At 60.8% G+C, this 13,029-nt stretch carries 10 protein-coding genes; 6 read left to right on the top strand and 4 right to left on the bottom strand.

The features are described 5' to 3' along the window. Positions 1-141: 141 nt before the first annotated feature. From AC1EKE_RS03430 to AC1EKE_RS03405, 6 genes are all read left to right on the top strand, one after another. On the top strand, positions 142-1,728 hold the full coding sequence (locus AC1EKE_RS03430; protein ID WP_480308211.1) for a DUF4301 family protein: 1,587 nt from the start codon (positions 142-144) through the stop codon (positions 1,726-1,728). Positions 1,729-1,758: 30 nt separating this feature from the next. After that, entirely contained in the window at positions 1,759-3,555 is a 1,797-nt protein-coding gene (locus AC1EKE_RS03425) for an aminopeptidase P family N-terminal domain-containing protein (RefSeq protein ID WP_480308210.1), read from the top strand. A 213-nt stretch (positions 3,556-3,768) separates the two neighbouring features. Continuing rightward, positions 3,769-5,046 carry an ATP-binding protein gene (locus tag AC1EKE_RS03420; RefSeq protein ID WP_480308209.1) on the top strand — a complete coding sequence of 426 codons (1,278 nt, stop codon included), beginning with the start codon at positions 3,769-3,771 and terminating at the stop codon, positions 5,044-5,046. Positions 5,047-5,067: 21 nt separating this feature from the next. Further along, positions 5,068-5,349 carry a hypothetical protein gene (locus tag AC1EKE_RS03415; RefSeq protein ID WP_480308207.1) on the top strand — a complete coding sequence of 94 codons (282 nt, stop codon included), beginning with the start codon at positions 5,068-5,070 and terminating at the stop codon, positions 5,347-5,349. A 651-nt stretch (positions 5,350-6,000) separates the two neighbouring features. After that, positions 6,001-6,411, top strand: a complete 411-nt coding sequence (locus tag AC1EKE_RS03410; RefSeq protein WP_480308205.1) for a hypothetical protein — start codon at positions 6,001-6,003, stop codon at positions 6,409-6,411. A gap of 46 nt (positions 6,412-6,457) precedes the next feature. Next, entirely contained in the window at positions 6,458-7,546 is a 1,089-nt protein-coding gene (locus AC1EKE_RS03405; RefSeq protein ID WP_480308204.1) for a DUF4831 family protein, read from the top strand. Positions 7,547-7,616: 70 nt separating this feature from the next. Here AC1EKE_RS03405 and AC1EKE_RS03400 read toward each other — a convergent pair whose 3' ends face one another. From AC1EKE_RS03400 to AC1EKE_RS03385, 4 genes are all read right to left on the bottom strand, one after another. Beyond that, on the bottom strand, positions 7,617-9,308 hold the full coding sequence (locus tag AC1EKE_RS03400) for an MATE family efflux transporter (protein ID WP_480308203.1): 1,692 nt from the start codon (positions 9,306-9,308) through the stop codon (positions 7,617-7,619). Between the two features lie 7 nt (positions 9,309-9,315). Further along, a complete protein-coding gene (locus AC1EKE_RS03395) occupies positions 9,316-10,521 on the bottom strand; it encodes an S-adenosylmethionine:tRNA ribosyltransferase-isomerase (protein WP_480308202.1) in 1,206 nt (401 codons plus the stop codon). A 113-nt stretch (positions 10,522-10,634) separates the two neighbouring features. Then, positions 10,635-12,512 (bottom strand): ComEA family DNA-binding protein, encoded by a 1,878-nt coding sequence (locus AC1EKE_RS03390; protein WP_480308200.1) that lies wholly within the window; start codon positions 12,510-12,512, stop codon positions 10,635-10,637. Then, positions 12,454-12,687 (bottom strand): hypothetical protein, encoded by a 234-nt coding sequence (locus AC1EKE_RS03385; protein WP_480308199.1) that lies wholly within the window; start codon positions 12,685-12,687, stop codon positions 12,454-12,456. The genes AC1EKE_RS03390 and AC1EKE_RS03385 overlap by 59 nt, the downstream gene beginning before the upstream one ends. Between the last annotated feature and the right edge of the window lie 342 nt (positions 12,688-13,029).

Here is a 13,029-nt window from a genome sequence, read left to right as displayed (position 1 = left end):
GGTCGCTTGTGTGGCGGTCTGGTACCTTGTCCCTATTGTCCGGGATGCGGTGGGTGAAAAAAAATAAGTAGGTTTGTGTGGATGCGGTAGGATAGCCGCTGAGAGAGTGTGGTAACCCCTGAGTAAAAGAGAGAGAAGATTATGCAAGAAACCCAATGGACGGAGGAGGATCTCCGTCAGATCAGTGATCATGGGATCACGAGAGCGGAGGTAGAGCACCAGCTGGAGCTCTTCGAGGAGGGCTTCCCCTTCCCCACCATCGTGCAGGCAGCTGATGAGGAGTATGGTATCCGTGTGCTGACGGAGGAGGAGCAGCGGGAGGCGCTGGAGACCTGGTCCTCAGCCCTGAGGGATCCATCGGTGAGGGTCCTCAAGTTTGTCCCTGCCAGTGGCGCTGCATCGCGGATGTTTCGCGACCTCTTTGCCTATATGGAGGGCGGTGAGCCGACCGAGTCGGTGCAGCAGGTGCTGGATCGGATGGAGGACTTTGCCTTCTACGACGACCTCAATAAGGCCTGTATGCTGGGTGAGCGAGGCAAGGGGGCGCGCCGCCTCATCGATGCCGGTGAGGGCCGCACGGTGGTCCGCTACCTGCTGACGGAGGAGGGACTGCACTACGGCAGTCTGCCTAAGGCGCTGATCCTCTTCCATAAATATCGCGACCGCCCCCGCACGGCTGTCGAGGAGCATCTCGCCGAGGGGGCTAAGTATGCCCGCCCGGTCAGTGGCACGGTCCACCTCCACTTCACCCTCTCACCGGAGCATATCCACCCCTTCAAGACCCTTCTCTCACGACGTCAGTCGGACCTGGAGGACACCTTCTCCGCTGCGTACGACATCACGACAAGCACCCAGAAGCCCTCGACCGACACGATCGCCGTGGGTCCGGACAATAGGCCGATCCGCGATGAGGAGGGACGGCTGATCTTCCGCCCCGGTGGGCACGGCTCGCTGATCGAGAACCTCTCTGAGGTGGATGCGGACATCATCTTTATCAAGAATATCGACAACGTCGTCCCCGACAGCGAGAAGAGCAGCACCATCATCTACAAGCAGATCCTCGGTGGCGTGCTGGTGCAGCTGCGCGACAAGGCGTACCGCCTCATGGAGGAACTTCGGGACGAGACGCGCGTGAGCGCCTCGACGATACGCGAGGTGGAGGACTTCCTGAGGTCGGCTTTCTGCGTAGAGACCTCCACGCACAGCGACTCCACCGAGGAGAGCGATGTGGTGGCGGAGCTGGAGCGTAATCAGGAGAAGGAGTCCACCATCCTGACCCTCCGCTCCCTGCTCAATCGCCCGATCCGCGTCTGCGGTATGGTGCGCAATGAGGGCGAGCCGGGCGGTGGACCCTATATCGTCAGGAGTGAGGATGGCACGACATCGCTGCAGATCCTGGAGAGCACGCAGATCGATCACGACGACCCGGAGGCGGAGCGGCAGTTTAGGGAGAGCCGCTTCTTTAATCCCGTAGACCTCGTCTGCTGCACGCGCGACTTCCGGGGCAACTCCTTTGACCTCACCCGGTTTGTCGACAAGAGTACCGGCTTCATCTCCCACAAGAGCCGCAATGGTCAGCCCCTCAAGGCACTCGAGCGTCCCGGACTCTGGAATGGCGCCATGGCCTACTGGAACACCTGCTTCGTCGAGGTGCCTGCCGATACATTTAATCCCGTGAAGACTGTCAATGACCTCCTTCGCCCGATCCATCAGGCGGTGGAGGAGTAATACCCGAATCACTTTACACTACACTTATATATGAAAGAAGAGATCATCAAGAGACTGGAGTTGATGCGTCGCGCCATCAAGGAGGCCGGCATCGATGCGGTCATCGTGCCGAGCTTTGACCGGCACCTCAACGAGTACACCCCCCGCTGCTGGCAGGCCCGGCAGTACATCAGTGGCTTTATGGGCTCTGCCGGCACCGCTGTCGTGACCGCTGAGCATGCTGCCCTCTGGACCGACTCGCGCTACTTCCTCGAGGCGACGGAGGTGCTCCGGGGAACCACCTATGAGCTGATGAAGGAGGGGATGCCCGGCACCCCGACGATAGCCGCGTGGCTGCGCAGCCTCCCGGAGGTGAAGCGCGTGGCACTCAATGGCGAGTGCATGAGCGTCGCCGATGCGGCACAGCTGCAGAAGGAGCTGCGCCTCGGGCGGATCGAGCTCGACCTGTCGCACGACTTCATCAAGCAGATCCGCGGGAAGGAGATGCCCGACATCCCGCTCAATGACTTCTTCGTACAGCCGGATGAGGATGCCGGCAAGACTCCCCACGAGAAGGTGGAGGAGGTGCGTCGGATGATGAGGGAGGAGAATGCCGACACCCTCATCGTCACGATGATGGACGAGGTGTGCTGGCTCTACAACGTCCGCTCCTCTGACGTGGAGTACAACCCTACCGGCGTCGCCTATGCGATGGTGACGGCGGAGAGCGCTCTCTTCTACGTCGATGACCGCAAGATGACCGACGAGGTGCGCCGCCACTTGGAGAAGAATGGGGTGGAGGTCCGCCCCTACGACCGGATCTATGAGGACGTCTCTGCTCTCCCGGAGACGGCGATCGTCTGGGTCGACCCGATCCGGACCAATGCCGAGCTGGGTCGCCGTGTGCCGAAGGGCTGCATCGTCGTCGACCAGATGAGCCCGATCACGATCCTCAAGTCGATCAAGACCGAGGCGGAGTACCAGGGCTGCCGCCGGGCTATGCTGCGGGACGGCGTGGCGCTGACGAAGTTTTGGAAGCACTTCTACGAGATGCTCGACCGCGGTGAGACGCCCACGGAGTATGAGATCGATGCGATCCTTGCCGGATTCCGTGCCGAGAGTGACCGCTACCTCTACGATAGCTTCACCACCATCACCGGATATAATGCCAATGGCGCCATCGTCCACTACCACCCGATGCCCGACACCAGTGCTAAGATCGAGCCCAAGGGGTCCCTTCTCCTTGACTCCGGCGCTCAGTACTACGACGGCACCACGGACATCACCCGCACCGTCTCCCTCGACGGCAAGCCGTCTGAGAAGCTGCGCCACGACTACACGCTGGTGCTGAAGGGCCACATCGACTTGCAGCTGGCGGTCTTCCCCAAGGGAACCCGTGGCAATCAGCTCGACGTACTGGCGCACCGCTACCTCTGGCAGGAGCATAAGAACTATGGCCACGGCACCGGCCACGGTGTGGGTCACTTCCTCTGCTGCCACGAGGGCCCTCAGAACATCCGCACCGACAATAATCCCTCGCCCATCCGGCTCCACAGCGTCACCTCGGACGAGCCGGGCTACTACCCCGAGGGCGAGTACGGCATCCGCATCGAGAACCTCATCCGCTGCATCAAGGTCGGCGAAGGGGGAGGAGAGGAGTTTTACGGCTTCGAGTGCCTGACCCTCTGCTGGCTCGACAATAGGATGGTCGACCCGTCTATGCTCGACGATGCGCAACTCCGGTGGTACAACGACTACCAGGAGCGTGTCTATCGCGAGATCAGCCCCGAGCTGGACGAGGAGACCGCCAAGTGGCTCCGCGAGCGCACGCTCCCTTTAGAGCGCTGATCCCTCTTTTCTTAATGGCTCAGGAACCCCGGACGATGCACAGCCCTCGCCCCGGGGTTCCTCTTTTTCCTCCCACCTCGGCCAAAAGTGGAAACGAAAATCGGCCAAAGTCGGAAATGAAAACCGGCCAAAAGTGGAAACGAAAACCAGCCAAAAGTGGAAACGGGCCAAATTATCGTACCTTTGTACACACATTACTAACGACTTACGGTTATGGAATACAGAGCGAGGATTGCAGACCAATTGCTGGAGAGAAAGCTGAGAGGCAAAGGGGCTGTCCTGATCAGAGGAGCGAAATGGTGTGGTAAGACAACAACTGCCGAGCAGGTTGCCAAGAGCGTCATCTATATGGACGACCCGAAGCTGAAGTCCACCTACCTTCGCTTAGCGGAGATAGGGATAGAGCAGTTGCTTGAGGGAGACACGCCGCACCTTATTGATGAGTGGCAATTGGCTCCTCAGCTATGGGATGCAATCAGGTATGAGGTGGACCATCGTGAGGCGCCGGGGCAATTTATCCTCACAGGAAGTGCTGTGCCCGCTGATGTAAGCAAGATAGACCATAGTGGGACCGGGCGCTTTGCCCGACTGACTATGCGCCCCATGAGCCTCTGGGAGAGTGGCGACTCTACGGGAGAGGTAAGCCTGAGGGCACTATTTGATGGGGAGAGGCAGGTGCGGGGATTCTCTGAGTATAACCTTGGCGACATCGCTTATCTCATCTGCCGTGGTGGCTGGCCCAGGGCAGTGGATATGGATAAGGATATATCTCTGGATCAGGCTAAGGACTATGTGGACAGCGTTGCGGAGAGCGATCTCTCTCGGGTGGATGGTGTACAGCGAAATAGTGAGACGACAAGGAGGCTGCTACGCTCCTACGCACGTCATCAGGGAAGTCAGGCTACGCTCGGCACCATAATGGCGGACATCACCGCCGGTGGCAACTACGAGGTGAGTGACAAGACTGTCTCGGACTACATTGAGGCACTACGCAAGATATTCCTCATAGAGGATGTCGAGGCGTGGAATCCCAACCTCCGCAGTAAGACCGCTATCCGAAGCTCAGACACCCGCTACTTCGTGGACCCCTCTATCGCAGCAGGAGCCATCGGCATCGGTCCGGGCGATCTCGTCAAGGATCCCAATACGATGGGCTTACTCTTCGAGACCCTCTGTGTGAGAGACCTCAGGGTCTATGCTGAGTCTTTGGACGGGAAAGTCTTCCACTATCGGGACAAGAACGACCTTGAGTGCGACGCTGTCATACACCTCCGCAACGGATCCTACGGACTGGTCGAGATCAAGCTGGGAGGCGACAAGCTGATCCAAGAGGGAGTGAGTACGCTCACCAAGCTGGCGGAGAAGATTGATACGGATAAGATGAGTGCGCCGTCTTTCAAAATGATCCTTACGGCAGTGGGTAGCTACGCCTACCCGCTCAGTGACGCAGACGATGTAATCGTGGTACCGATAGGATGCCTAAAACCCTGACCTTTTGTTTTTATACCCTCTATGTCAAGACATAAAGCCCTAAGACTGTCATCCCACCCGACGCCCTTCGTCGTCATACTCGCCTCGGCGGTGTTGCTGATGCTGGTGAGTCGCTACCTGATGGATCAGAGTGCCCTCGTGGACCTGATCACCACCATTCTGCCCATCGTGATCGTCGGCCCGGTCTACTTTTTCTTAGGTAAAAAGCAGGGCTGGGCGCTCTCCCTTGGATCAGTTCTCCTCGCTGTCTTACTGATGGCTGCGCTCGTGGGCATAGCCTCGTACTTGATTACAGTCCGGTAGACCTCTCCTGCGCACGGAAGCGCCCTCCCAGGGCTGACGCACTTGAGCGCTACAGCTAAGTAGCGATCACCCATACCAGGTGCGATCCCGCTGACCGGTGGACCTCGTGATGCTCCTACCTACCGGTCCAGCAGGGGGCGGAGCTTCAGAGGCATCATCGTACATCAAGACACGAGGTGGCGATGACCGCGGAAGACGCATTTTTGGTCAAGAAGAGGCAGGAAGAGACACGGAGAGACAACTCCTCTCGCCGGGGTGCTATATTTGCACCGCTGACGCTTCCGGATAAGTGAGGTGATCGTGGCTTGGGGTGATGGGGGCAGCCTCTGCTACTCCCGCTACGCGCATTCTACATCCTCTATCGGGTATCTCGAGCTGTAGGAGAAGACTCTTAGGCGCGCACTTCGATAGGCTGATGGGTCGTACCGCAAAGGGCGCTTCGCATCCGCATCTTCACAGTGAGCTGAGGGGCTTTCTGTATCACTTAGTACCCCTCAAATGCATCTCCCCACGTCGACCTGGGGCTTGTTGCTGAGGACTTTGGCTATATTTGCGTAGAACCGAAAACCACTTGAGCTACCATTCACTATGCGTCAGACTTTCGCTAGAGGGCTTTTGGCTACCCTCTTTTTACTCACATCACTCATCGCCATGTCACAAGTCCACATCTACCAGGGCGCGTACCCGTACAGCACCGAGATCCTCTACACCTGGGATGGAAAGCATCTCTATCAGGGAGCTTACGCCTACAGCACCGAGATCCTCTACACGTGGGACGGGAAGCACCTCTACCGGGGTGCTTATGCCTACAGCACCGAGATCCTCTGCACCTGGGACGGGAAGCACCTCTACCAGGGCGCGTACCCGTACAGCACCGAGATCCTCTACACATGGGATGGGGAGCATCTCTACCAGGGCGCTTATGCCTACAGCACGAGTATCCTCTACACGTGGGATGGGAAGCACCTCTACCGGGGCGCTTACGCCTACAGCACGGAGATACTTTACACGCTGGACGGAGCGGTGCCGGTGCCTGTCTTAGTCGCTGGGCTGCAGCTTTAGGCTCTTGATCGAATTGGTTATCTTTGTCGAAATGAGACAAAAGCTTATGAGATCATCCTTCCTATCCCTCGCCGCACTCCTCCTGACCGCCTGTACTGCCACGGCTCAGGTGCGTGTGCAGCAGTATAATGTCTCCACCCTGCCGGACAATAGCGTCGTCTATGCCCTGCCGGAGACGCACCTCTATGCGACCGTTACCTACCGGAAGGTGGTGCGGCAGCCGGGCGAGCTGGCGCTCTACGCCGATCGCTACCTCGGCGTGCGGGATGCGATCCTGGAGCCCTCCACCTCCTATCAGTTGGTGAGTGTCGACCTCGGGAGCTATGGCGTGCCGAGCGACTCACTGAGATTTGCCGTGGAGATGCACCGCAATAGCAGCGCTGCAAATGTCGCCCTGACGGAGGATGGTCGGCTTGTGGCGGTCAATGTCGACTCTACCATTGAGCTTCCCTCCCTGCCGGTCGAGAAAACGATCGAGGCGGTCCATGATAAGGACTTCGGTGACCTGAAGAGCCTCCCCTCGGACTACATCCGCGCCACCACCACCTCCAAGCGTGCTGAGATCGCGGCACAGGAGATTTATCGTCTCCGGGACAGCCGCACGGCGGTGCTATCCGGTGAGACTGACCAGCCCTTCGCGGACGGTCAGGCACTCCGTATCGCCGTGCAGGGGCTGGATGCCGCTGAGCGAAGCCTCACGGAGCGCTTCATCGGCACGACAGATACCATCACCTACGTCCGGCTCATCCGACCACTCGATGTGGTGGAGGGGCAGCAGGTGGCACTACGCTTCTCGGAGCGGGAGGGACTCCTCTCATCTGATGACCTGAGAGGCGAACCGATCTATCTGGATACGAAGATCACCGAGCGCGCACCGGAGCTCGCAGAGCGGGACCAGAAGAAGAAGGAGAAGCAGCTCCGCAAGGGCGTCGTCTACGTCGTCCCCGGCTCTGCTGACGTCCGACTCCTCTACCGTGGCAACCGCATCGCCGGCGGCAGCTTCCCGATAGCGCAGCTCGGTTCGCTCGAGGCGCTTGAGGGCGGACTCTTCACCGACAAGCGGATGGAGACCTCCGTCCGCTTTGACCACGCCACCGGCGCCATCCTCAAGGTCGACTCCCGTCCCCGCCAGTAAGTTCGCTCGACACCGGAAGGAATAAAAAAGGTCCTCGCAGTGCTGTGTGTACTGCGAGGACCTTTTTCCATTACATGTCCGTATTGAGCCGGCGGTAGAGGGACTGGAAGTAAGGGGCGGCGTAGTCGGCGGGGCGGAGGACCTGGTCGTCGCAGAGGACGACATCGAGGTCGAGTGCCACCTCTCCGCCCGGGGTGCGGACGCGCCCCGCTCTCTCCTCCAGCTCTTTCATCCGCCGGGCGAGCACGTCCGGCTCCTCCCGAGTGTCGAGGATCAGTAGCGCATTTCGGTAGAGCCGTCCGCTACCCTTGGCATCCTCCGACGTCATCGCCTCTGTCAGTCGCGCCCCGGGGAGCGCCGCGAGGATCAGCTCCCGTAGAGACCTTGCCCGATCCTCATCATAGGTCGTCCCGGCAAGGATGATATAGTGATGCGAAAAGGGCACTCCCAGCCCCTCCAGCCGAAGCCCGATGAGTAGCTGGACAAAGCCCCGCGCTGCGAGGTAGAGGAGGAAGGCAGTCATGAGCCGCGCATTTCCGTCCTCAAGCGGCAGGCCGAAGTCTACCACAAAGAAGAGCACCACCGCCACCAGCATACTCCACATCATCTCCCGCGTCGCCGTCATGCCGATGAAGACACCGTCCATCACGAAGCCGATGCAGCCCGCCAGCGGGATCACCACCACGTAGGGCAGATACAGGAGCGCCTGCTGCAGCACCTCCTCCCGGTCGGTCAGGAGTGCCAGCAGCTCCGCTCCCGCGATGGCATAGATCGCTGTGACGATCAGCCCGAGCCCGATCCCCCAGCCGAGCAGTCGCCGCACCGCTGTGCGCACTGCCTCCCGAGACCGCTGCCCATAGGCGTCTCCCACGATCGCCTCGCCCGCATTGGCAAAGCCGTCGATGAAGTAGGAGAAAAGGGTGAAGAACTGGTACAGCAGCGCATTCCCCGCCAGGGTCAGCGTCCCCATACGCGTCCCGGCGTAGACAAAGTAGACGCTCACGCACGCCATCAGCAGGGTGCGGAAAAATATGTGGACATTCGTCGAGAAGTACCGCCCCAGCTCCTCCCCGAGGGCGCTCAGCCGGTGTGGCAGCGTCACCTTTCCCCTCCGCACATAGAGCAGCAGGACACCGCCGGCGAGCAAGAGCATCCCGAGCCACTGCGCTACCAGAGTACCGATAGCGATGCCCTCTATCCCCCGCCCCTCGCTCAGCACGAGGAAGGCCGAGAGCCCGATATTGACGAGGTTGGTGATGATGCTGACCGCCATCGGGTACCAGCTGTTTTGCATCCCGATGAACCACCCATTCATCGCATTCGTCGTCAGTATCGCTGGCGCCCCCATCACCACGATGGCGAAGTAGATCAGCGCATACCGCTCCACCTCCGCCTCCGGAGCGAGCACGGAGAGGATCATCCGCGAGAGGGGCGTCTGCAGGAGGATGATCAGTAGTCCGCCGACCAGTCCTATGAGGAATGACTGCGCCAGCGTCCGTCCCATGCGCTCCCGGCTGCGGCTCCCGTAGGCCTGTGCCGTGAGACCGGAGGTCCCCATACGGAGGAAGGAGAAGACCCAGTAGATGAGGTTGAAGAGCGTCGTCGCTATCGATATGCCAGCGATCGGCGCCGCATCCTCCAGGTGACCCGTCAGCCCCATATCCACCAGCCCGAGGAGGGGCACGGTGAGATTGGAGACAATATTGGGGAGGGCGAGCCTCAGTATGCGGCGATCGAGGGAGCGACCGGAGGCAGACGACATAGGTGGACTACTTTGCGAGCGGTTTCTCTAAGAGGTTACTGTCCCCATAGGAGAGGAAGCGGAAGTCGTGGTCAAGCGCAAAGCGGTAGATCTCGCGCCACTCCTCGCCGACAAAGGCCGCCACGAGGAGCATCAGCGTCGAGACCGGCTGGTGGAAGTTTGTGATCAGCTTGTCCACCAGGCGGTAGCTGAAGCCTGGCTCGATGATGATCTGCGTGTCGCCGATCAGTGCCGGGCTCCCACTTCGCTCCAGATAGTCGATCAGCGCATCGAGTGCCTCCGGCACCGACACCTCATAGGTCCGCTCGTAGGGCATCCACTGACCGACGTGGAGCGGCTCCTCCACACCCTCCAGGACGTTGATCCCCATATAGTATAGGCTCTCCAGCGTGCGGGTGGAGGTGGTGCCCACGGAGACGATCTTTCGCCCTGCCCGCTTCTGCTCGGCGATGGTCCGGAGTGCCTCCACCGGCACCTTGATCACCTCCTTGTGCATCTCGTGACCGCCCATGGTGCTGCTCTTGACGGGGGCAAAGGTCCCCGCTCCCACATGCAGCGTCACGCGCGTCTGACGGATCCCTCGCTCCTCCAGCTCCCGTAGCACCCGGTCGGTGAAGTGCAGCCCGGCGGTCGGAGCGGCGACACTCCCCTCGATCCGTGCGTAGACGGTCTGATAGGTGACGAGGTCGGAGGCCTCGGTGTCGCGATTGAGGTAAGGCGGTATCGGCAGCTCGCCCACCTCCTCGAGGATGTCGGCAAAGGAGCCATCGGTATCCCACGAGAAGCGAACCAGTCCATCGCCCACCCGCTCCACGGAGAGCGTGCCGCCCGAGATCGGTCGCGTGAGACGCTCCTCCTTCCACTTCGATGCATTACCGATCATGCAGTGCCAGGTGACGCTGTGGTGCGAGGCAAAGGACTCCTCATAGAGTTTCGGCTCGTAGGGATCGAGGCAGAAGACCTCGATGCGTGCGCCGGTGGAGCGGTGGAAGACGACGCGGGCATTGATCACGCGCGTGTCATTCATCACCATCAGGTCCTCCGGTGAGAGCAGGCTCGGCAGGTCGTAGAAGTGGTGCTCGCTGATCGTCCCCTCGGGACTGAGGTGGAGTAGCTTGGAGTGATCCCTCTCCCTGAGGGGGTACTTCGCGATGCGCTCCTCGGGCAGAGGGTAGCTGTAGTCGCTGATGCGTATATTCTTATAGTCGTCCATGATCTGATCCTTTTGTGACTGCAAAAGTACCCAATTTGCACATACCGCTCCGTCTCCCCGACAGTCGTACCTGCTCCTTCTGCCCAAGTTTTTGGAGAGAAAAAAGGGGAAAACTACAGCCTGTAGGTGAGGGCAAGGGCGAGGTCGGTGGTGAGGGGACGGTCGGAGGTGCGGGTGAGGGCGATGCGACTGTGGAGCGCGACGCGTCTGCCGAGATGCCACCGGAGTCGTCCGGTCAGCTGCACTCCCTGCCCACGCAGCATCGTCCCGCCATAGAGGTAGGGCATCCAGAGCAGGGTGCTGTGCATCACCTGCCCCACTGTGAGCCGGAAGAGTCTCACCTCGCCCTCTGCCAGCATAGACGTCCCATCGTCGTAGCGCACCCTCCCCATCACGCCGCCTCCGAGACCCTCTCCCTCGGTGTGGAGCAGCCGAACCTCCTGTCGCGTGATCCACCTCGCCCCATGCTTATAGTCGCTGCTGTACCGGATCGTCCACTGACGGGGCTTATCCGGCACACCAAGCCACCGGAGCGTCAGGAGAGAGGAGCCGTGGTAGTCGCTCTTGCCCACTCTCGCCATGAGCATCGTCCCGGAGGGCGAGCTGGCGGCAGTACGACGAAAGCGGTCGACCACCACCGTACCGGTGACGTATCGTGCCACCTCGCCGCTCCACTGTAGCCGATACCCCCGCTCGTCCCGCCCCGTTGAGTAGTGCCCGTCTCCCGTGCCGTAGGGGGAGTAGCGCTCCCGGCCGAAGTAGCGACCCGAGAGGGTGAGCGCCCCCAGCATCTCGTCCATGTAGGAGAGGCTTCCCTCAGCGGCTTGCCGCTCTCCCGGTGCCAGGGTCACCTCTCCCGAGGCGATCACCCTCTCCCCCATCCAGTAGCCGTCGATCGATCCCTCCCTCAGCACCCGCGATGCGGGATAGCGTGCCGGGGGTAGGAGCAGAGTCCCCGAGCGGGAGCGGTGGCGGTAGATCAGCCCGGTGGCGCCGATGTGGGCGCTGTCGCTCTCGTACGATAGGTAGCCCCCGACCATCTCCCGTCGCGCCGTATGGCGGTGGCGGAGGGTGGGGGCGTCGCGGTGAAGCCCGGTCCTGTAGAGTGTCTGAAGTCTCTGCCCCTCTATCCGTGCATCGATCGGCTCGTACCCGCCGAGGAGCACCAGTTGCATCGGACCGAGGCCCTGCGCCACGGCCAGCCCTCGCAGGTAGTCGTACTCTCTCGCCGACCGGTGGGGACGCAGGTCGCGCGTCACCCGATCCGGGATGCCGGTCCCGTAGATCGAGGAGGAGAAGAAGGAGCGTCCCTGCCCCATCAGCAGTCCGCGACCCGTCGTGAGGCGAAAGTCACCGAGGAGAATGGCTCTCCTCTGGTCCCGGTACCGAATCGTGCCACTGAGGTGGTCCATCCATCCCTCGCGGACCGGGCGGAAGGGCTCTCCCCGGTCCGTCTCCCCCACTAATGCCCAGTCGAGGTGCTTCCCATTGTCCCCCACGGAGCGGATCAGCAGCGAGGCGGACCCCTCCCTGTAGAGCGATCCCACCGCATGCTCTCGCCGAGGTCGGGGAGGGCGGTTGTCCACAGCACCCACCGTGAGGTAAGGATAGAGCAGGGAGAGGAGACGAAGCTCGGCGCCCTGCACCTCCTTGAGGTCGTAGACCGAACTTAGCCGCCCGCTCTGTGAGCGGTAGAGGAGAAAGTTTCGGATAAAGAATGGGTCCAAGAGCGGGACGCGCGCCAGCTCGTCCGCCGTGGCGGTATTGAGGTCCAGCGGATGAAGCTCCAGCCGCTCCAGCTCCTCGGCCGCCCTCTCGCGCGCCTCATCGTCCTCGATGAGCGCTAGGATAGCCTCCGAGGAGAGGCTCTCCTGAGCGACTACCCGCATGCATAGGCAGGTCAGCCCAACCAGCAGGAGGAGACGAAGGCCTCTACCGGCGCTGCTCCTCCTCACCGTTGTCGAAGAGAGTAGGGCGGTGCTTCGTCGCATCGCCCACGATCCGCTCCATGACGCATCGTCGCACGAAGTCGGCCCTTGACCGACAGGGATGGCGCCTGAGGTACCGCTCGATGATCTCCATCTGGCTCTCGGAGAAGAGCACCGTCACCCGCACCGTATGTGGCTCCTGCCGGATCCTCTCTCCCCGCCGTCTCGATCGTCTCATGCTGTGGACTCTTATCTCTCGCTGGTAGTCTGTGACAGGTAGCCGCGCCGGTATACGCCTCGATCGAAGTTCCCCTCCGCTCCGCCTCACCTCCTGAGGGCAAGCACTTAGCGGTATGAGGCTATCGGGTCCGGTCATGGCTTACTATCCTTACTCGGTGGTAAATGTACCTCTTTTTGCCAAAAGGCTGCCCGCTCCACCCATCCACTCCAGGTCTCTTGCGTAATGACCTGTCCCCCAGCCTCGACATCTCTAAGCGCTCTGAGGCAACTCTAATACCGATATTAGAGAAGCCTAATATCGGTATTAGAGGACACTAATATCGGTATTAGATTTTAGCCC

The sequence above is a fragment of the Porphyromonas sp. C0041D3 genome, assembly GCF_056590575.1.
This window is presented reverse-complemented; position numbering and strand designations above follow the sequence as displayed.